The organism is Luteimonas sp. YGD11-2, assembly GCF_004118975.1.
GTDB lineage: Bacteria > Pseudomonadota > Gammaproteobacteria > Xanthomonadales > Xanthomonadaceae > Luteimonas > Luteimonas muca.
This window is the reverse complement of the sequence record NZ_CP035376.1, coordinates 716,912-737,082: the sequence shown is the minus strand read 5'-3', so window position 1 is coordinate 737,082 and position 20,171 is coordinate 716,912. Positions and strand designations below refer to the sequence as shown.

The window sequence follows — 20,171 nt, the reverse complement described above, 5'->3', positions numbered from 1 at the left end:
CGGCAACGAAAACGCCGCCTCGTGGGCGGCGTTTCGATGCAGCGTCCAGTGCTTTCGCCGATCAGTCGGCGTCATCGAGCAACGACGCGTAGTCGTCGGGATCGAGCAGTTCGTTGAGCTGCTCGCTGTCCTCGATTTCCACCGCGAAGATCCAGCCTTCGCCGAACGCATCCTCGTTGATCGTCTCCGGCTTGTCGGCGAGATCGGAGTTCACCGCGACCACGGTGCCGGTGACCGGCGAATAGACATCGGAGGCGGCCTTGACCGACTCGACCACGGCGGCACCGGTGCCGGCTTCGACGCGATCGCCGACGCTGGGAAGGTCCACATAGACGAGGTCACCCAGCAGGCCCTGGGCATGGTCGGAGATGCCGACCGTGACCCTGCCGTCGCCCTCGACGCGGGCCCATTCGTGGGATTTGAGGAACTTCAGGTCGCCGGGAATCTCGCTCATGTCGGGCTCCGAATCAGGGGGTGGTGAGTGCGGCCAAGTGTAGCCGGGGAGGCGCGCGACGCGCAGGCCGTTCGCGTCGTACGCCAGGGTGTGCAGGAGCCGCGCGTCAGTTGAGGATGCCCGGCTGCGGCTGGCCATCGCGCACGAACGGGAACTTCACCGTGCGCACTGCCACCTCGCGGCCGCGGATGTCCACGCGCACCTGGCCGGCGTCTCCAGCGGGGACGCGCGCAAAGGCGATCGCCTTGCCCAGGGTCGGCGAGAACGTGCCGGACAGGATCTCGCCGTCACCGGCATCGCTGAGCACGCGCTGGCCATGGCGCAGCACGCCCTTCTCGTCCATCACCAGACCGATCAGCTGACGCGCATCGCCATCGGCCTTCTGACGCTCCAGGCGCTCGCGGCCGATGAAGTCACGGCCGTCGTCGAGCGAGACCGTCCAGCCGAGTGCGACCTCGTACGGGGTGACCGATTCGTCCATGTCCTGGCCGTACAGCGCCAGCCCGGCTTCCAGGCGCAGCGTGTCGCGCGCACCCAGCCCGGCGGGCTTCACTCCTGCGCCCAGCAATGCATCCCACAGCGCGACGGCGCCACCCTGCTCCAGCACGATCTCGAATCCGTCCTCACCGGTGTACCCGGTGCGCGCGACGAACAGTGCGGTGCCCTGCGCGGAGCGCACGTCGATCGCGGCGAAGCGGCCAAGGCCGGCCAGCGCATCGCGGTCGGCGGTATCGACGAGACCGAGCACGCGCTCGCGGGCGTTCGGGCCCTGCACGGCGATGATCGCAAGTTCGGAGCGTTCGGCCACCTCGACGCCGAAGGCTTCGGCATGGCGGCCGATCCACGCCAGGTCCTTGTCGCGGGTGCCGGCATTGACCACCAGCCGGTACCAGCCGTCGTCCATGTAATAGACGATGAGGTCGTCGATCACGCCGCCGTTGTCGTCGAGCATGCAGCTGTAGATCGCCTTGCCCTTCTTCTTCAGCTTGTCGACCGAGTTGGCCAGCAGGCGGCGCAGGAAGTCGCGCACGCGCTCGCCGCGCAGGTCGACCACGGTCATGTGGCTGACGTCGAACATGCCGGCATCGCGGCGCACCTGGTGGTGCTCCTCGATCTGCGAACCGTAGTTGAGCGGCATGTCCCAGCCGCCGAAATCCACCATGCGCGCACCAAGGGCGCGATGGCTGTCGTTGAGGATGGTCTTGCGGGTCATGGGGGGCGCCTTCGCTGCGAAAGAGCCCGATTATCCCAGACCGGTCGCGGCCGTGCCCCGGGCCGTTGGTCGACCCCGGGGCACGCCGTCGTCGTTTACCCGGCGTGTTCCGGGCCCGCGTACTCGACCAGCAGCACCAGCCCGTCGGCGCCGGTCACCCGCACCGGCGTGCCGACGGGCAGGTCCGGCCCGGCAACCACCCAGAACGCATCGCCGATCTTGACGCGTCCGCGCCCATCGACGATCGCGGTTTCCACCGGCACCACGCGCCCGAGGTGATGGGCCGCACGGCGGTTGAGCGTGGGGTGGTCGCTGACGCGCCCGCGGCCGCGGAACCAGGTGCGATAGACCTGGATCGACACGAAGCACAGGACGACGAAGGCCACGACCTGCCACAGCAGGTCGATGCCCGGCACCAGCAGCACGCCGAGGAACACCGCGGCCGCGGCGAAGCCCATCCACAGCATGAAGGCACCCGGCGCGAGTGTCTCCGCCGCGAACAGCAGCAGCGCCACCGCCGCCCATGCCACCACTTCCCAGCGCATGGGCTCAGCCTCCGCGCGGCGTCTGCACGCCGCGCGCCACCGCACCGGCCTGCTGCTTGCCGAGCGCTTCGCGCGCGAGCTCGGCAATGCCGCCGATCGAGCCGATCACGCCACTGGCTTCCATCGGCATCAGCACGAACTTCTGGTTGGGCGCGGTGGCGAGCTCGCGGAATGCCTCGACGTACTTCTGAGCGATGAAGTAGTTGATCGCCTGCACGTCGCCGTTGGCGATGGCATCCGACACCATCTGCGTGGCCTTGGCTTCCGCCTCGGCAAGGCGCTCACGCGCCTCGGCTTCGCGGAACGCGGATTCCTTCTGGCCTTCGGCCTGCAGGATCGCCGCCTGCTTGTCGCCCTCGGCGCGCAGGATCTCCGACTGCCGATGGCCCTCCGCCTCCAGGATCACCGCGCGGCGCTCGCGCTCGGCCTTCATCTGCCGGGCCATCGAGTCGACCAGGTCACGCGGCGGCTGGATGTCGCGGATCTCGATGCGGGTGACCTTGATGCCCCACGGGTTGGTGGCCTGGTCGACCACGTTGAGCAGCTGCGCGTTGATGGTCTCGCGGTTGGACAGCGATTCGTCCAGGTCCATCGAGCCGATCACGGTACGGATGTTGGTCTGCACCAGCGCGATGGTGGCGATCTCGAGGTTGGCGACCTCGTAGGCGGCCTTGGCCGCATCGAGCACCTGGAAGAACACCACCCCGTCCACGCGCACCACCGCGTTGTCACGGGTGATGACGTCCTGGCTGGGCACGTCGAGCACCTGCTCCATCATGTTGACCTTGCGACCCACGCCGTAGACCACCGGGATGAGGAAGTGCAGGCCCGGATCGAGCGTGTGGGTGTACTTGCCGAAGCGCTCGACGGTCCACTCGTAGCCCTGCGGCACCATGCGCACGGTCTTGAACAGCACGATGATGCCGGCCAGCAACAGGACCGCGGTGAGAAAACCGGTCGCTCCCATGTGTATCTCCTCGCTGTGATTGTTCCCCGGGGACGGAGTATAGGGGTCGGGTGTGACCCCGGCGTCCGCGGTTGCGACGCTTTCTCCAGCTGCCGCATCTAACCCTTCGATGCCACTGACCATGCACTCACTGCAGGCCACGCCCGCACCCGCACCCGGGCCGCCGCCGGCCGCGCCGACCTCGGCGTCCGGCTTCGCGATCGAGGTGCCCGGCACGTTGCTGCAGCGCGCGCGAGCCGGCGAACGGGCGGCGTTCGAGCAGCTGTATCGCTGGTTCGAACGTCCCACGTTCACGCTGGCGCTGCGCATCTGCGGCGACCGCGACACCGCCGCGGATGTGCTGCAGGACACCATGCTGAAGATGATCGACCGCATCGGCGACTTCCGCGGCGCCAGTCCGTTCTGGGGCTGGCTGCGGCAGATCGCGGTCAACGAGGCACTGATGCGCCTGCGCCGCGGGCGTCGCTTCGAGGGGCATCTGGATGTCGACGAGCACGAACTCGCCGGCGACACACCGCCCCCGAGCGCCGCTGCCGACGCCGCGGCACTGCAGCGTGCGCTGGCCGGGCTTCCGGTGATCACCCGCAGCGTGCTGTGGCTGTACCACGCCGAAGGCTTCACCCATGAGGAGATCGGCACGCTGATGGAACGCACGCCGAGCTTCTCCAAATCACAGGTCTCGCGCGGCACCCGTCGCCTGCGTGAACTGCTCGATACCCCCAATCCCACCCTCACCGGAGCGTCGCCATGACCGACCCCCGCACGCCCCCGCCCGCGACCTGGCAGGAGGCGTTTTCGCGCCTGCCGCTGGCCAGCCCGCCGGCGCAGGGCTGGGACGCGATCGCCGCACGCCTGCCGCAGCCATCACGACCGCGCCGCTGGCCGGTGTGGACCGCGCTCGCGGCCTCGCTGCTGCTGGTGGTCGCGCTGCCGCTGCGCTGGCTGGCACCCGATACACCTGTCGGCACCGCGCCAGCGGACGACAGCGCGGTCGCCGCCTTGCAGGACGAATCCGCCCGCCTCGAGGCGCTGCTGCCGCTGCTGGCCGACGACCGCGTGGCGAGCGGCAGCGCGGCACTGATGTCCGGTGAGCTCGAGTTGCGGCTGGCCGCGATCGACGCCCGTCTGCGCGACCCGACGCTCGATGCACGCGCCCGCGAGGAACTGTGGCGCTCGCGCGTGGACACCCTGCTCGCGCTGGTGCAGTTCGAAGGCGAACGCTCGTGGCTTGCCGCACAGGGCTCGCGCTTCGACACCGCACTGGTCCAGATCGACTGACCTCCCAACCAACCGCCTGCTGGAGAACCACCATGATCCGCCGCCCCCCCGCCCTCGCCATGCTTGCGCTCGCCGTTGCGCTGGCCACCGGTACCGCCAGTGCCCAGGGCACCGACAACCGCAGCCTCGAGCAGGCGCGTGCCGACCTGCAACGCGCCGCCGCGCGGGTCGCGGAGCTGTCCACCGACAGCGCCGCGCATGTCGTGCACCGGCGCACGCGGCCGGTGCTGGGCGTGGTGCTGGCACCCGATGCCGATGCGGGCGTGCGCATCGCCGCGGTCACCCCCGGCAGCGCGGCCGACGATGCCGGGCTGCGCAGCGGCGACCGCATCGTCGCCATTGGCGGCACCTCGATCCTCGGCCGCGATGGCGAGCTGCGCCTGGACAACGCACGCGGACTGCTGCGCGGGATGGCCGGCGGCACGCCGGTGCGGGTGGACTACGAGCGCGGCGGGCGCCGCACGTCGGTGGACATCACCCCGCGCCCGGGAACCGGGGTTGCGGTGCTGTCGGGCGCCGATCTGGCACGCACGCTGGAAAACGTACGCGAAGGGATCGATGGCGTGGACATGCAGCGCATCGGCGAGCAGGTGCGCATCGCCACCAGCGGGATCGGCGCCGAGGTCGAACGTGCGCTGGCAGCGGCCGGGCTCGATGCCGACTGCGAAGGCACGGCCTGCGGCACCCCGCGGCTGCTGTCCGCGATGCGCTGGAGCGGACTCAACCTCGCGGCGCTGGATGGCGACCTCGGCCGCTACTTCGGCACCGACCGCGGCGTGCTGGTGCTGTCGACCGGCAATATCGACGGCCTGCGTGCCGGCGACGTGATCCAGCGCGTGGATGACCAGGCGGTCGCCACCCCGCGCGACGTGATGCAGCGCCTGCGCGACCGCGACGAAGGCGAACGGGTGACGATCACCTACCTGCGCGACCGCAGGAGCGGCACTGCCCAGGTGACGGTCCCAGCGCAGCGCTCGCTGCGGCTGGTGGCGCCGCCGGCACCTCCGGCACCGCCACGGCCACCCGCGCCACCGAATGCGCCGGCCGCTCCGCCGGAGGCGACCTGAGGCTACTTGGTCAGGATCAGCTTGTCGTTGCGGGTATGGCGCAGCCGGTAGAGCTCGTTGCCATGGCGGATGCAGATCTCGCGCTGGCCGGCCAGCAGGCCCGCGCTGTCGACCAGCACCTGTGCCGGCGCTGCCTGCGTCGCGGTGCAGGAGGTCGGGCGGGTTGCGGACGGATCGGCGTGGAGAGGGTCGTGCGAGTGATCGAGCGACATTCTGCTGCCTCGGGGCGGGGACGCCGCAACAGTAATGATTCTCATTAACCAGTCAAGGTGTGTGGCGTCGTCCCGGCGAGCAGCGGCGGACCCGCAGGTGTCAGCGCTCCTGCGTCACCGCCTCGATCCGCCGCCACACCGACGGCTCGAGGCGCTCGAGCAGATCCAGCGCCTGCAGATTTTCCAGCAGCTGCGACACCCGGCTGGCACCGGTCAGCACGGTCGACACATGCGGGTTGCGCAGGCACCAGGCGATCGCCAGCGGCGCCGGTGCAACGCCCAGCTCCGCCGCCAGCGCGGTGAAGGCGCGCGCACGCTCCAGCCGCGACGGGTCCTGCAGCAGCAGTTCGCGCAGCCACGCGTAGCCGGGCTGGCCGAGGCGGCTGTCGTCACCGATACCGTCGTTGTACTTGCCGGTCAGAAGCCCGGAGCCCAGCGGCGACCACACCGTGGCACCGAGGCCCAGTTCGCCGTAGAGCGGTGCGTATTCCAGCTCCACGCGCCGGCGGTGCAGCAGGTTGTACTCGGGTTGCTCCATCGTCGGCGGGTGCAGCCGGTGCCTGCGCGCGAGATCTGCGGCCTCCATCACCCGCTCGGCCGGCCATTCCGAAGTGCCCCAGTACAGCACCTTGCCCTGGCGGATCAGCGTATCCATCGCCCACACGGTCTCGGCCACGGGGGTGTCCGGGTCCGGGCGGTGGCAGAAGAAAAGATCGAGATAGTCGACGCGCAGCCGCCGCAGCGCAGCATGGCAGGCGTCGTGCACGTGCTTGCGCGACAGCCCGCGCTGGGTCGGGCGCGGATCGGCGGCGGAACCGAAATACACCTTGCTGGAGACGCAGTAGCCATCACGCGGCAGGCGCAGGTCGGCAATGACGTCGCCCATGATCCGCTCGGCGTCGCCATGGGCATACCCTTCGGCGTTGTCGAAGAAGTTGATGCCGTGGTCCCACGCCGCGGCGACCAGCTCGCGGGCCTCGCCGCGGCCGATGCGGCTGCCGAAGGTGGCCCAGGCACCGAACGACAGCGCGGACAGCTGCAGGCCTGACTGGCCGAGTCGGCGGTACTGCATCGCGGGCGCTCCGGGGATGGTGCTCCAGTGTAGCGAGCCGCGGCCCCGGCCCGGCGCTATGCTCGGCGCGGGGCAGCGCGCGGGGAGGCCATGGGCGACGCATCGAAAGCCGGGCGACGACGGGCGCCGGGGTTGTTCGCCCGCCCGGACGCACTGCTGCTCGACACCGGCGCGGATGGCGAGCTGCTGACCGCACGCGTGCGTGCGCTGCTGTCGCTGCTGGTGCTGTCGCTGCCGCTGCTGGCCGCGCTGGATGGCGACGGCCGCGAAGTGGCGATCGGGCTGGGTGCGGCGGTGGTGATCAACGCGAGCGCGCAGCTGTGGCTGGCGCTTGCGCGACGCCGGGTGCGCTGGCTGCCGCTGGCCACCGCGACCCACGATGTCAGCGTGACCTCGCTGGTGCTGTTGCTGCTCGCGCGCGACGATCCGGCCGCGGGCCTCAACAGCATGGTGGTGTGGTGCTTCTACGCGGTGGCGATCGTGCTGACCGCGCTGCGCAACGACGTGCGGCTGGCGCTGTACACGGGCGCGCTGGCGATCGCCCAGTACGCGCTGCTGTGGTGGCTGGTCACCGCGATGGCGCCCGGCGATGCGTTGCCGGCGTCCTACGCGTATGGCGTGGTGTCGCCGGGCACCCTGGCCCAGCGGCTGGTGCTGCTGGCGATCGTCACCGCAATCACTGCCGTGGTGGTGCGGCGCATCCAGCGGCTGATCACCGCCGCCGGACACGATGCACTCACCGGTCTGCCCAACCGGGCCTGGCTGCTGCAGCACCTGCCGCGCGATGCCGCCGACGCACGGGCCAGCGGCCGCAGCCTGAGCGTGGCGCTGCTGGACCTCGACCGCTTCCGCCGCATCAACGAAGCGGCCGGGCATCCGGCCGGTGACCGCGCGCTGCGCCACTTCGCGGCGGGGCTGACCGCCCTGCTCGAGGACGGCGAGCACGCCGCGCGCATCGGCGGGCAGGAATTCGTGCTGCTGCTGCGCAGCCCGATCGGCAGTGCCTGGGAGCGCCTGGACGGGCATCGCCGCGCCCTCGCCGAACAGGCGTTCCAGCCCGGCCGCGGCCGTGACGGGGTCGTCCTGCGCTTCAGCGCCGGGCTGGCGGCCTGGCCACAGGACGGCGCCGACACCTCGGCCCTGCTCGGCACCGCCGACCGGCGCCTCAAGCAGGCCAAGCGCGATGGCGGCGATCGGGTGTGGGCCCGCGACTGCTGAATGAATACGCCCTTCAGGAGAATGTGAAGATTCCGTGATATTGCCCCGACCGCCCGCCTCCCCTAACCTGCGCGGTCTGCTGGCGCCCTGGGGCACTCGATGGAAGTACTGGCACGGGTCGGATTCGGCCTGTTCGGACTGGTGGTGCTCCTCGGCATCGTCTGGCTGTTCTCCAACAACAAGCGGCGCGTCGACTGGGTGCTGGTCGGCACCGGTGTCGCCCTGCAGATCGCATTTGCCGCGCTGGTGCTGCTGGTGCCGGGCGGTCGCGAGGTGTTCGACTGGCTCGGCCACGGCTTCGTGAAGATCCTGGGCTTCGTCAACGCCGGCTCGAGCTTCATCTTCGGCAACCTGATGGATGTCGACACCTACGGCTTCATCTTTGCCTTCCAGGTGCTGCCGACGATCATCTTCTTCGCCTCGCTGATGGCGGTGCTCTACCACCTCGGTGTGATGCAGGCGGTGGTGCGGGTGATGGCGCTCGCCATCACCAAGGTGATGCGTGTGTCAGGCGCCGAGACCACCAGCGTCTGCGCCAGCGTCTTCATCGGCCAGACCGAGGCGCCGCTGACGGTGCGCCCGTACATCTCGCGGATGACCGAGTCCGAACTGATCACGATGATGATCGGCGGCATGGCGCATATCGCCGGCGGCGTGCTGGCGGCCTATGTCGGCATGCTCGGCGGCGGTGACCCGGTCGAGCAGGCGTTCTACGCCAAGCACCTGCTAGCCGCGTCGATCATGGCCGCGCCGGCCACGCTGGTGATCGCCAAGATCCTGATCCCGGAAACCGGCGAGCCGCTGACCCGCGGCACCGTGAAGATGGAAGTGGAGAAGACCACCAGCAACATCATCGACGCCGCCGCGGCCGGCGCCGGCGACGGCCTGCGGCTGGCGCTCAACATCGGCGCGATGCTGCTGGCCTTCATCGCGCTGATCGCGATGATCAACGCGCCGCTGACCTGGCTGGGCGAGATCACCGGCCTGCAGGACACGCTGGGCCGCCCGCTCGACCTCGCCACCATCTTCGGCTTCGTGCTGGCGCCGATCGCCTGGGTGATCGGCGTGCCGTGGGCGGATGCCGGCGTGGTCGGCTCGCTGATCGGCCAGAAGGTGGTGATCAATGAGTTCGTGGCCTACCTGCAGCTGGCCGACATCGTCAACGGACGCGTGGAAGGCGTGGTGCTGAGCGAACAGGGCCGGCTCATCGCCACCTATGCGCTGTGCGGCTTCGCCAACTTCAGCTCGATCGCGATCCAGATTGGCGGCATCGGCGGGCTGGCGCCCGACCGTCGCCAGGACCTCGCCCGCTTCGGACTGCGCGCGGTGCTGGGCGGCACCATCGCCACGATGATGACCGCCACCATCGCCGGCGTGCTGACCACCTTCGCCTGAGTCCGGCATGGCAGGGGCACGCGCAGGCGTCATCGTCGTCGGCTCGTTCAATGTCGACCATGTGTGGCGCGCGACGCGCCTGCCGCGGCCCGGTGAGACGCTGGCCGGTGCCTACAGCACCGGCCCCGGCGGCAAGGGCTTCAACCAGGCGGTCGCCGCGCGCCGCGCCGGTGCGGACGTACGCTTCGTCTGCGCGCTCGGTGATGACGCCGGTGGTGCCCTCGCCCGTGATCTCGCAGCTGCCGACGGCATCGACCTGCAGGCACGCGCAAGCGATGCACCCACCGGCACCGCCGGCATCTACACCGATGACGCCGGCCGCAATTCGATCGTGATCGGGCCGGGCGCGAACGCCACCCTGGATGCGGCGTTTGCCGAAGGCCATGCCGGGGCGTTGGCGGCTGCGGCCGTGGTACTGGCGCAGCTGGAATCACCCCGCGACGCGATCGCCGCCGCGCTCGCACAGGCGCGCCGCGGTGGCGCGCTGGCAATGCTCAATCCGGCGCCGGCGGATGCCGTCGTGGACGCGGAACTGCTGGCCTGCTGCGACCTGCTGACGCCCAACGAGAGTGAATTCGCCGCGCTGCTGGCGGCGCATGGCCATGGCCGCATCGACGACGACGCGGTGGCGGCCCTCGACGATGGCGCATTGCACGCGCTGTGTCGCGCGCTGCTGCCGCAGGGCACGGTGGTGGTGACCCTTGGCGGCGCCGGCTGCTTCGTCTCCCATGCCGACCCGGCGCGCTTCGGCGATGCCCGGCCATATGCGCGGCTGCCGGCACATCCGGCGCGGGTGGTCGACACCACCGGCGCGGGCGATGCCTTCAACGGCGCACTCGCCGCGGCGCTCGCCCTGCACCCGCAGCGCGCCTTCAGCGCGCAGCTGCGCTTCGCCAGCCGTTACGCGGCCGCCTCCACCGAACGCGCCGGCGCCGCGGTGGCGATGCCACTGCTGCGCGCCGACGACTGACGACCGTGGCGGCCGGCCCGCCGGCACCAGCGCCTACAATGCCGCCATGCAGATCGGCCCGCACCGCATCGAACCCCGCGTGGTCCTGGCCCCGATGGCCGGGGTCACCGACAAGCCGTTCCGCCAGCTGTGCAAGCGGCTGGGCGCCGGGCTGGCGGTGTCGGAGATGACCACCAGCGATCCGCGCTTCTGGAATACGCGCAAGTCGCTGCACCGCATGGACCACGTCGGCGAGCCCGACCCGGTGTCGGTGCAGATCGCCGGCACCGAGCCGGCGGTGATGGCCGAGGCCGCGCGCCACAATGTCGGGCACGGCGCGCAGATCATCGACATCAACATGGGCTGCCCCGCCAAGAAGGTGTGCAACGCCTGGGCGGGTTCGGCGCTGATGCGCGACGAGGCGCTGGTCGGCCGCATCCTCGAGGCCGTGGTCGGCGCGGTGGACGTTCCCGTCACCCTGAAGATCCGCACCGGCTGGGACGCGGACAACCGCAACGCGCCGGTGATCGCGCGCATCGCCGAGGCCGCCGGCATCACCGCGCTGACCATCCACGGCCGTACCCGCGACCAGCAGTACAGCGGCCAGGCCGAGTACGACACCATCGCCGCGATCAGGGCGCAGCTGACGATCCCGGTCATCGCCAACGGTGATATCGATTCGCCCGACAGGGCGGCCATGGTGCTGCGCCATACCGGTGCCGACGCGGTGATGGTGGGGCGCGCCGCGCAGGGCCGGCCGTGGATCTTCCGCGAGATCGCGCACTTCCTGGCGACCGGCGAACGCCTGCCACCGCCGACCCTGGCCGAGGTCCGCGACGTGCTGCTCGGCCATCTCGAGGCCCTGCACGCCTTCTATGGCGAGCAGAGCGGCGTGCGCATCGCGCGCAAGCACCTGGGCTGGTATGCGAAGGACCGCCCGGAGCATTCGGCCGAACAGCGCGCGGCGTTCCGCGCCGTGGTCAACCGCGCCGAGACCGCGCAGGCCCAGCTGGCGCTGACCCGCGACTATTTCGACGCGCTGATCGCGGGCGTCGCCCCGGAGTGGGCCGACGCGGCCTGAGCCCCGTCGTGGGCCCACGGTGATGGCACGCCCGGGCCCGGTACCGGCACACACGCTGTTGCAAACGCGCCGCAGCGCGCAGACGCCGGGATTCCTAGAATGGGCCCTGCCCCTCAACGCGCCACGCCCATGAGCGACCTTCCCGCCTGCGTCGACTTCCCCTACCTGCACGGCTTCTCGCCCACCGAGCAGGCACGCCTGGTGCGCCAGGCGCGGCTCGCCGAGTCGACGATCTTCCGCAACATCGATTATCCCGGCGCGAAACGGCTGCTCGAGGTCGGCAGCGGAGTCGGCGCGCAGACCGAGATCCTGCTGCGACGTTTCCCCGACCTGCACGTGACCGGGGTCGACCTCAGCACGGCGCAGGTCGACGCCGCCCGCGCACGACTCGCGCAACAGCCATGGCTCGATGGCCGCTACGACTTCCGCCAGGCCGACGCCACCGACCTGCCCTTCGAGCCGCGCAGCTTCGATGCCGCCTACCTGTGCTGGGTACTCGAACACGTGCCGAAGCCTGCGCGCGTGCTCAGCGAAGTGCGACGGGTGCTGGCGCCGGGTGCGCCGGTCTACGTCACCGAGGTCATGAACGCGTCGTTCGTGCTCGACCCGTACTCGCCCAACGTCTGGCGCTACTGGATGGCGTTCAACGACTTCCAGTACGACAGCGGCGGCGATCCGTTCATCGGCGCCAAGCTCGGCAACCTGCTGCTGGCCGGTGGCTTCCGCGACGTCTCGACCGAGGTCAAGACCTTCCACTTCGACAACCGCGAGCCGGCGCTGCGCAAGACCATGATCGCCTTCTGGGAGGAACTGCTGCTGTCGGCGGCCGACCAGCTGATCGCCGCCGGTTGCGTCACCTCGGAGGTCGTCGAGGGCATGCGCCGCGAGATCGCCCAGGTGCAGAACGACCCGGACGCGGTGTTCTTCTACGCCTTCATGCAGGCACGCGCGACGGTCTACTGAGCGCCGGCCGCGGGCTGCGTGGCGGCCGGCACGCCCGCCGCAGGCTGCTGCCAGATGCGCTGCCACAGCCCGGCGAGCTGTTCGCCCCGGCCGGCGTCGCCGGGCAGCTGTCGCGGCGGCGCCAGTGCCTGCCAGTTGCCATCGCCAGCGCGCCGGGCCACGGCGAAGTTGAAGAAGTAGCCCGGCTCCAGGCCCATGCGCAGGTCGCTGAGCACCAGGGTGCCGTCACGCACCTGCGCGCGCATGAAGCCATGGTTGAACCACTGCAGGCGCTGCACCGCCGGCAGGTCGCCGGCCGCGGCCAGCGCCTGCACATCGGAATCATGTGCGCGGAAATGGATCGGTCCACGATCGGCCACGACCGAACGCTCGCCTTCCAGGTAGCCGTCGGGCGTCATCACCACCACCCGCCACAGCAGCGTGTTGAGTGGCATCGGCACCGAGAAGCGCGGCGCATCGGCGAGCCCCATCGTCGCCAGCGTGCGCGTCGCCTCGCGCTCGACCATCGCCTTGGCCGCCAGCGACCAGCCGATGTAGCCGCTGCTCAGCACCAGCCCGGCGACCAGCGCGGTGCGCGCCACCGGTTTCGCGCCGGCCCACAAGGCCACCAGCACCCCACCGAGCAGCCATACCGTATAGGCCGGATCGATGATGAACAGGCTCGACAACATCACCGGCGGTGCCGGCAGCGGCCACAGCAGCTGGGTGCCGTAGACGGTGAACGCATCGAGCAGCGGGTGGGTCACCAACGCCAGCTGGAACGCCCAGAACCACGCCCGCGGCGCGTCGGCCACGCGTCCGCCGCGGCGCCGGAACCACGCCCACAGCGCCCACGCCACCAGCGGCAGGACGAACAGCGAGTGCGACAACCCGCGGTGCAGGGTCATCTGCGCGACCGGGTCGTCGGTCAGCAGCCACAGCGGCAGCGAGTCGAGGTCCGGCAGCGTGCCGAGCACCGCGCCTGCCCCCATGGCGGCGCGCCGGTGCCGCGCCGGCACCACGGCCGCAGCCACCGAGGCGCCAAGCAGGATCTGGGTCAGCGAATCCATGCGCGGTCAGTGCACCGTGCTGCCGCAGCACTTCTTCCATTTCTGGCCACTGCCGCAGGGGCAGGGATCGTTGCGGCCCGGCAGCGCGTCGCGGCGGATCGGTTCGCGCGGGCGCTGTGCCTCGAAGCGCATCAGGTCAAGATCCTGCAGCAGCGCCGGCACCGAGGCGAGCAGCCCCCAGCGGTCGTCGAAGTCGAGCAGGTCGTCGGCGTCGAGTTCCATTTCCGCGGCGTGCTCCGGCGTCGCCACCGACATCCGCATCAGGTCCTGGATGTCGAGCGCGAGGTCGCCATCGGCGTCCATCCACTTCGTCCACGCGTCGGCGCGCAGCGACATGCCCTGCAGGAATCCGGCCGCCCACAGCGCACCCACCGGGAAGTCGCGCGGGATCGCGTCGATGTCGTCGTCTTCGCCGTCCTCCAGCTCCGGCAGGCCGACGAACGGCATCAGCTCGTAGGCGGCATCGGCATCGTCATCCACGGGCAACGGCTGGCGCACGCGCCAGGTGATGTGCTCCCACAGCTTGCGCAGCAGTTCGACCAGTTCCGGCGCCGCTTCGCCGTCGCCCAGCACCTGCGGCAACGCCTCGTCGGGCAGCACCGGTTCCGGGCCGACGATCAGTGCGGAGAACAACCCGTCCACGGCCTCCAGAGGCATGCCATCGCCCTCGCCGGCGTGGTCGTAGAGCAGCGCTTCGAGCCTGGCGAGGTCGTCGTCGTCGAACGGCGACGTTTCGGGGGTGGGGATCATGGCGTTTCTCCAGCAGCGGCCAGCCAGTTTAACCAAGGCGCAACGCCGCACCGGCGAACATGCGTGCGGGCGCGTGGAGCTGTATCATCCGCGGCCATCTTTTCATCCGAATACAAGGATATTGCCGATGTCGAGCTACCTGTTCACCTCCGAATCGGTGTCCGAAGGCCATCCGGACAAGGTCGCCGACCAGATTTCCGACGCCGTGCTGGATGCGATCCTCACCCAGGACAAGCGTGCCCGCGTGGCCTGCGAGACCATGGTGAAGACCGGTGTGGCGATCGTCGCCGGCGAGGTGACCACCAGCGCGTGGGTCGACATCGAGGAACTGACCCGCAAGGTCATCAACGGCATCGGCTACACCAATTCCGACGTCGGCTTCGACGGACACACCTGCGGCATCCTCAACCTGATCGGCAAGCAGTCGCCCGACATCGCCGCCGGCGTGGACGGCACCGACCGCAAGGCCAAGAAGCCCGAGGAACAGGGTGCAGGCGACCAGGGCCTGATGTTCGGCTATGCCTGCAACGAGGCGCCCGAGTACATGCCGGCGCCGATCTACTACAGCCACCGGCTGGTCGAGCAGCAGGCCAAGGTGCGAAAGAACGGCAAGCTGAAGTGGCTGCGCCCGGATGCCAAGAGCCAGGTGACCCTGCGCTACGACGAGAACAACCAGGTCGCCGGGCTGGATGCCGTGGTGCTGTCGACCCAGCACGACCCGGGCATCAAACAGAAGGACCTGATCGAGGCGGTGCGCGAGTTCATCCTGAAGCCGGTGCTGCCGAAGAAGTGGATGGACACGCTGCCGAAGAACAAGGTGCACATCAACCCGACCGGGATCTTCGTGATCGGCGGACCGGTGGGCGACTGCGGCCTGACCGGGCGCAAGATCATCGTCGACACCTACGGCGGCATGGCCCGCCACGGCGGCGGCGCGTTCTCCGGCAAGGATCCCTCCAAGGTCGACCGCTCGGCGGCCTACGCCGCGCGCTACGTGGCCAAGAACGTGGTTGCCGCGGGCCTGGCGGACAAGTGCGAGGTGCAGGTCTCCTACGCCATCGGCGTGGCCGAGCCGACTTCGATCTCGGTCACCACCTTCGGCACCGGGCGCATCCCGGATGCGCAGATCGAGAAGCTGATCCGCACCCATTTCGACCTGCGCCCGTACGGCATCATCAAGATGCTCGACCTGATCCACCCGATGTACCAGGCCACCGCCGCGTACGGCCACTTCGGCCGCAAGCCGAAGGAGTTCACCTACGTGGATGCCGACGGCAATACGGTCGCCGCGACCGCGTTCTCGTGGGAGCGCACCGACCGCGCCGACGCGCTGCGGTCCGACGCCGGGCTTTGAACCGGTAGACCGCTGCACATGAAGAGGGCCGCGCAAGCGGCCCTTTTCGTTACTGCAGTTCGTGCATGGGTACGGAGGTCAGGACGTACTGGCTTCGACGTCGATGCGGTCGTAGCGGTTGTTGGCGGAGTCACCGTCCGCACCCGACGAGATGCGCCATAGCTTGTCGATGAAGCCGTAGGGTTCGCTGTTGAGGTTGCGCGCCAGCGAGATGGCGAAATCGGTCGGCGTCGGCGAATAGTTCCCGTCGCCCAGCATGACCCGCAGGTCCGCATCGCCGCCGCCGACGTCGGATGCATCGACGGTGGCCTGCGTCTGCTCCATCAGCGCCTGCATCTGCGACTCGCTGAAGGTCAGGGTGACCGTGTCGGCTGCCTGCACCGGCCCGCTGCCATCGACCGACCCGGTCAGCGCGGCATTGAGGAGGTTGGCCATCGACTGCTCCTCGGATGCCTCGTTGGCGCCCATGAAACGATCGAACCAGCCGTAGGCCGGGCGGTCGGTGTTCACCTCGAAGGTATAGCTGCGCTCGCCCGGCAGCTCGTGGCCCTCGGCATCGAAACGCTGCTCGATCGTCAGCGGCACGTTGCCGCCGTAGCCGAGGTCGGTGGTAAGCGAATACGACCCGTCGGGATAGGTGATCTTCACCGAACTGCCGGTGTTCGCCTCCCCGCCGAGGGTGATGTCGGCGTGCTTGCCGAACTCCGCGCGCAGCTGGGTCTGCGAGGAGAAGTCCACGCGCTCGATCGTGGCCACGTCGGACACGCCGGCGGTTTCGTGGGGGACCTGGCCGGTGGCATTGAAGTGCTGCAGCGCGGCCTGGCCTTCCGGCGTGGTGATGTCGAACTCCGCGGTCTGCAGCGTGGCGCCGTGCAGCTGGTCCTCGCGCCCGGCCATGACCTTGACGTCGCCGACCGACACGCCGACGCCGTTGAAGGCATTGATGGTCTCGGTGGGGCCGGCGGTTACGCGCACGGTGTTCTCGTCCACGCGCTCCATGACGTAGCTGGTGCCCTCGGAGCTGTTCACCCTGGTCTGCGTGCCGATGTAGCGGAACGAGGCATCGAACGAGGTGTTGACGTAATCGCTGCCGTTCAACGTCACGCTGCCGCCGACCGGGAGGGTCGTCGGGTCGAAGGGATTGACCTGCGCGGCCTGCTCGACCGTCGCCTCGCCCGGCAGCGAGACCTTGTATTTGGCCTCGACGCCGGTAGTGACCCCGCCGCTGATGTCCAGGCCGCCCTTGCCGCCACCGGCGCTCACCTCGCCGGACACGCCGACCTGCATCTGCGTGGCGATGGTGAAGCTGGAATGGGTGTTGCTGTGGCTTTCGGTGACCGTGACCGAGGACTCTTCGGAGACGCTCACCGAGAAACCGGCGGTGTCGCGGCGGTTGCTGCCTTCGGGGCGGCTGTTGTCGAGTTCGGTCTTCTGCTTGTCGGTGAGCTTCACCGACAGGCTGTCCGGCTTCCATGTGATGGAGCCGTCGTCGTTCTTGAGGGTGACCTTGACGTCGGTGGTCGAGTGGGTGGCGCTACCGGCGTCGATGTCGCCGGTGACGCTCTGCGGCGGCGGCGGGATCTCGAGTACATCGCCGCGGGCGATATTGCCGCCCTGCCCCAGCTGCGGATTGGCGGCGCGGATCGCCTCCGGGCTCACTGCGTACTGCTCGGCCAGCGACTGCACGGTGTCGCCGCCGGCGACGCGGTGCTGTACCGGCTGCGTGCGTTCCGCCGGTGGCGGCGGCGGCGGCGGTGGGACATAGGCGCGCCCACCGTCGTGGATCATGTGCACCATCTTGGAACTCCGGCGATCGGAATGGATGGTGGCAAGTGTCCGATGCGGGGTCCCGCGAGGCAGCTGGGGATGACCCTAGGAAACCGGGGCGGCACCGAGGCCGCCCCGGGATGTCGTCGCGAATTCCACGTCGTGCTCACGCACCTCGATCGCCGAGCAGCTTTCCGGCTGCTGAGCGCCGCCCGCACGGCGATCACGAGCGCCGAGCGTGGCTGCCCCCTCAGCGCGCGGCGGCCTTCTGCTCGCGCGGCGGCGCGTTGCGCACATGGGTTTCCAGCCACTGGTGGCTCTCGTGCAGCATGTGCAGGATCGATTCACGCGCGCGGTAGCCGTGCGACTCGCGCGGCAGCATCACCAGCCGCGTGGTGCCGCCCAGGCCCTTGATGGCCGCGTACATGCGCTCGCTCTGCATCGGGAAGGTGCCGGAGTTGTTGTCCTCCTCGCCGTGGATGAGCAGGATCGGCTCGCGGATCTTCTCCGCATGGTTGAACGGCGACATCTGCTGGTAGGTGCCCTGCGCCTGCCAGTAGTTGCGCTCCTCGGCCTGGAAGCCGAACGGCGTGAGCGAGCGGTTGTAGGCGCCGCTGCGCGCGATGCCGGCACGGAACAGGTCCGAATGCGCCAGCAGGTTGGCGGTCATGAACGCGCCATAGGAATGCCCGCCCACGGCGATGCGGTCCCGGTCGGCCACGCCACGGCGCACCACCTCGTCCACCGCGGCCTGCGCGCTGGCGACCAGCTGCTCGACATAGGTGTCGTTGGGCTCGGCGTCGCCTTCGCCGACGATCGGCATCGCCGGGTCGTCGAGCACCACGTAGCCGGTGGCCAGATACGCCAGCGGGCCCCAGTAGCTGACCGTATTGAAGCGGTATGGCGAATCGGTGACCTGGCTTGCCGCGTCGGCGGATTTGAACTCCTGCGGGTAGGCCCACATCAGCAGCGGCCGCGGGCCGTCGCGCTGCGGGTCGTAGCCCGGCGGCAGGTACAGGGTGCCGGTAAGTTCGACGCCATCGTTGCGGCGGTAGCGGATCTGCTCCTTGACCACATCGCGCAGCTGCGGCGTGGGATGCTCGAACGCGGTCAACGCGACCGGCTCCGCGCTGGCACCGGCCAGCGTGCGCACGAAGAAGTTCGCCGGTTCGGTGGGCGATTCGCGGGTGGTGAGGATGCGGGTGGCGTTGTCGTCGAGCAGCGCGCGCGGCATCTCGTACCACGGTGCGCTGGAGTGGAACAGACGCTCGCTGCGGCCGTCGGCAAGGCTCTGGCGGTCCAGGAACGGGCGGTCGCCCTCGGGCGATGCACCCTCGCCGATGCGGTAGATGCTGTTGCCATCGGCGCCGACCAGCAGACGTGAGAAGCCGTTGGCATCGGGCACCATCACCGGCGAGCCCGGATCCGCGTAGCGGTCCTCGTAGGAGCCTTCGCGGATCAGCTGCGGCGCGCGGTCGCCATCCGGTGCCAGCCGCCATTCGCGGATCTGCCGGGTGCGCCACCAATACTCGTTGAGCAGTGCCAGTTCGCCATTGCCCCACGCGGCACCGGCATAGCGCATCGACAGCTCGGCCAGTACCCGAGGCTCACCGCGGAACGGCGCGGCATGCATGTACACGCGATCGCGCACGTCGGTCTGTACAGACGGATCGCCGCCATCCTGTGCTTCCGCCCACACCAGGGTGGCCGGTGCATCCGCGCGCCAGGCGATGCGGCGCACGCCCGTGGCCACGGCGTCATTACCGGTTGGCAGGCCTTCCACCAGCGGCAGCCTGGCCACGGTGTGCACGACGCGGCCGTCGAGCGCGACCACGTCGATCACCCGCGGGAAGCGCGAATACGGCACCAGGTAGGAGAACGGGCGCTCGAGGCGCTGGCGCAGGATGTGCCGGCCATCGGGCGAAACCGCCATGCCCACATGCAGGTCGGGCGCACCGACCGGCGTCACCCCACCGCGCAGGTCGACACGCGCGATCTGGGTGGTAAGAAAGTGTGCAAACACCGCCTCGTCATGCGGATTGCGCAGCAGGTCCTGGAAGGTGCGCAGGCTCTGCACCACGCCGCCGCCGGCGGTTTCCTGGATATTGGGACCGGCGGGGATGCCGGCATCGGCCGGCGGCTCGCCCTGACCCTCGGGGCGCAGCTGCACCAGCAGGCCCTGGCTGTCGGGCAACCACTCGAAGCCGCTGCCGACCACGGTATTGAGCGGCTGCTCGATCAGGCGGCGTGCGCGCGCGGCGGCGACGTCCACAATCCACAGCTCGACGCGACCGGCACGCGCGTCCACCCGGGTGAAGGCGATATGGCGCTGGTCGGGCGACCAGCTCATGGTGTCCAGCGACAGCGGCTGCGGAAGGCCGGCGATGCGGCGTTCCTCGCCACCATCGACGGTCTGCAGCCAGAGGTCGTCGACGAACGAGAAGCGGCTGGCGGCATAGGTGCGCGGATGGATACGCAGGCCGCCGAGCTTGAGTTCCGGCTGGGCGACCACGTCGATGCCCGGCAGTGCCGGGCTGCGCAGGTAGGCGGCAAGGTCGCGGCGCGGCGACAGCGACAGTCGCGGTGCGCGCGGTGCATCGACCAGCACCTGCAGCTCGGGCGGTGGCAGGCGATAGCCACCCGCATCGGAGGCAGTCGCGGCGTCGGCGGCCGGTGTGCGCGCAGGCGCATGTGGCGGCACCGCCAGCAGTGCGACGAGAAGCAGGGGGCCGGCGAGGCGATGCAGGCGAGAGGTCATGTCGGGTCCCGGAATGGCGACCGTCGAGGATAGCCGGTGGCCAATGGCGCTGGCCCGTGAGGTTGGTCATGGGATTGCG

Annotated in this window: 19 protein-coding genes; 9 read left to right on the top strand and 10 right to left on the bottom strand. The window is 69.8% G+C overall.

The features are described from left to right. Window positions 1–61 precede the first annotated feature (61 nt). The 4 genes from gcvH to ERL55_RS03305 all read right to left on the bottom strand — a co-directional run bounded on the left by gcvH (window position 62) and on the right by ERL55_RS03305 (window position 3,179). Window positions 62–454 carry a glycine cleavage system protein GcvH gene (gcvH, locus tag ERL55_RS03320; RefSeq protein ID WP_129135166.1) on the bottom strand — a complete coding sequence of 131 codons (393 nt, stop codon included), beginning with the start codon at window positions 452–454 and terminating at the stop codon, window positions 62–64. 106 nt (window positions 455–560) lie between these two features. Then, entirely contained in the window at window positions 561–1,667 is a 1,107-nt protein-coding gene (gcvT, locus tag ERL55_RS03315; protein ID WP_129135165.1) for a glycine cleavage system aminomethyltransferase GcvT, read from the bottom strand. A 95-nt stretch (window positions 1,668–1,762) separates the two neighbouring features. Then, the gene (locus ERL55_RS03310) at window positions 1,763–2,212 is read right to left on the bottom strand and encodes an NfeD family protein (protein ID WP_129135164.1); all 450 of its coding nucleotides are present in this window, start codon (window positions 2,210–2,212) and stop codon (window positions 1,763–1,765) included. A gap of 4 nt (window positions 2,213–2,216) precedes the next feature. Continuing rightward, on the bottom strand, window positions 2,217–3,179 hold the full coding sequence (locus ERL55_RS03305; RefSeq protein WP_129135163.1) for an SPFH domain-containing protein: 963 nt from the start codon (window positions 3,177–3,179) through the stop codon (window positions 2,217–2,219). Between the two features lie 109 nt (window positions 3,180–3,288). Here ERL55_RS03305 and ERL55_RS03300 point away from each other — a divergent pair, with 109 nt between their 5' ends. Genes ERL55_RS03300 through ERL55_RS03290 form a run of 3 tightly spaced genes read left to right on the top strand, consistent with a single transcriptional unit; the run spans window position 3,289 to window position 5,524 of the window. Beyond that, complete coding sequence (locus tag ERL55_RS03300; protein ID WP_241685820.1) at window positions 3,289–3,930, top strand: RNA polymerase sigma factor; 642 nt, start codon at window positions 3,289–3,291, stop codon at window positions 3,928–3,930. Further along, entirely contained in the window at window positions 3,927–4,457 is a 531-nt protein-coding gene (locus ERL55_RS03295; RefSeq protein ID WP_129135162.1) for a hypothetical protein, read from the top strand. The genes ERL55_RS03300 and ERL55_RS03295 overlap by 4 nt, the downstream gene beginning before the upstream one ends. A 32-nt stretch (window positions 4,458–4,489) precedes the next feature. Next, window positions 4,490–5,524, top strand: a complete 1,035-nt coding sequence (locus ERL55_RS03290; RefSeq protein WP_129135161.1) for a PDZ domain-containing protein — start codon at window positions 4,490–4,492, stop codon at window positions 5,522–5,524. Window positions 5,525–5,526: 2 nt separating this feature from the next. On the opposite strand, the gene ERL55_RS03285 is transcribed toward ERL55_RS03290, so the two are convergent. Then, window positions 5,527–5,736, bottom strand: a complete 210-nt coding sequence (locus ERL55_RS03285) for a hemin uptake protein HemP (RefSeq protein ID WP_129135160.1) — start codon at window positions 5,734–5,736, stop codon at window positions 5,527–5,529. 100 nt (window positions 5,737–5,836) lie between these two features. Then, window positions 5,837–6,808, bottom strand: a complete 972-nt coding sequence (locus tag ERL55_RS03280) for an aldo/keto reductase (protein ID WP_129135159.1) — start codon at window positions 6,806–6,808, stop codon at window positions 5,837–5,839. A gap of 90 nt (window positions 6,809–6,898) precedes the next feature. Here ERL55_RS03280 and ERL55_RS03275 point away from each other — a divergent pair, with 90 nt between their 5' ends. The 5 genes from ERL55_RS03275 to ERL55_RS03255 all read left to right on the top strand — a co-directional run bounded on the left by ERL55_RS03275 (window position 6,899) and on the right by ERL55_RS03255 (window position 12,414). Continuing rightward, complete coding sequence (locus ERL55_RS03275) at window positions 6,899–8,026, top strand: GGDEF domain-containing protein (RefSeq protein ID WP_206733357.1); 1,128 nt, start codon at window positions 6,899–6,901, stop codon at window positions 8,024–8,026. Window positions 8,027–8,125: 99 nt separating this feature from the next. Then, window positions 8,126–9,421, top strand: coding sequence for a nucleoside transporter C-terminal domain-containing protein (locus ERL55_RS03270; protein WP_129135157.1), 1,296 nt, complete (start codon window positions 8,126–8,128; stop codon window positions 9,419–9,421). A 7-nt stretch (window positions 9,422–9,428) separates the two neighbouring features. Then, complete coding sequence (locus ERL55_RS03265; protein WP_129135156.1) at window positions 9,429–10,391, top strand: ribokinase; 963 nt, start codon at window positions 9,429–9,431, stop codon at window positions 10,389–10,391. Window positions 10,392–10,437: 46 nt separating this feature from the next. After that, complete coding sequence (gene dusB, locus ERL55_RS03260; RefSeq protein ID WP_129135155.1) at window positions 10,438–11,451, top strand: tRNA dihydrouridine synthase DusB; 1,014 nt, start codon at window positions 10,438–10,440, stop codon at window positions 11,449–11,451. A gap of 129 nt (window positions 11,452–11,580) precedes the next feature. Further along, window positions 11,581–12,414 carry a class I SAM-dependent methyltransferase gene (locus ERL55_RS03255; protein WP_129135154.1) on the top strand — a complete coding sequence of 278 codons (834 nt, stop codon included), beginning with the start codon at window positions 11,581–11,583 and terminating at the stop codon, window positions 12,412–12,414. On the opposite strand, the gene ERL55_RS03250 is transcribed toward ERL55_RS03255, so the two are convergent. Continuing rightward, the gene (locus ERL55_RS03250) at window positions 12,408–13,463 is read right to left on the bottom strand and encodes a metal-dependent hydrolase (protein WP_129135153.1); all 1,056 of its coding nucleotides are present in this window, start codon (window positions 13,461–13,463) and stop codon (window positions 12,408–12,410) included. The two genes, ERL55_RS03255 and ERL55_RS03250, sit on opposite strands and share 7 nt — an antisense overlap. 6 nt (window positions 13,464–13,469) lie before the next feature. After that, entirely contained in the window at window positions 13,470–14,213 is a 744-nt protein-coding gene (locus ERL55_RS03245) for a UPF0149 family protein (RefSeq protein ID WP_129135152.1), read from the bottom strand. A 127-nt stretch (window positions 14,214–14,340) separates the two neighbouring features. On the opposite strand from ERL55_RS03245, the gene metK reads away from it, so the two are divergent. Continuing rightward, window positions 14,341–15,567, top strand: coding sequence for a methionine adenosyltransferase (metK, locus tag ERL55_RS03240; protein WP_129135151.1), 1,227 nt, complete (start codon window positions 14,341–14,343; stop codon window positions 15,565–15,567). Between the two features lie 78 nt (window positions 15,568–15,645). Here metK and ERL55_RS03235 read toward each other — a convergent pair whose 3' ends face one another. Together ERL55_RS03235 and ERL55_RS03230 are read right to left on the bottom strand one after the other, a co-directional pair. Beyond that, window positions 15,646–17,364, bottom strand: coding sequence for a LysM domain-containing protein (locus tag ERL55_RS03235; protein ID WP_129135150.1), 1,719 nt, complete (start codon window positions 17,362–17,364; stop codon window positions 15,646–15,648). A gap of 220 nt (window positions 17,365–17,584) precedes the next feature. After that, on the bottom strand, window positions 17,585–20,092 hold the full coding sequence (locus ERL55_RS03230; protein ID WP_129135149.1) for a prolyl oligopeptidase family serine peptidase: 2,508 nt from the start codon (window positions 20,090–20,092) through the stop codon (window positions 17,585–17,587). Between the last annotated feature and the right edge of the window lie 79 nt (window positions 20,093–20,171).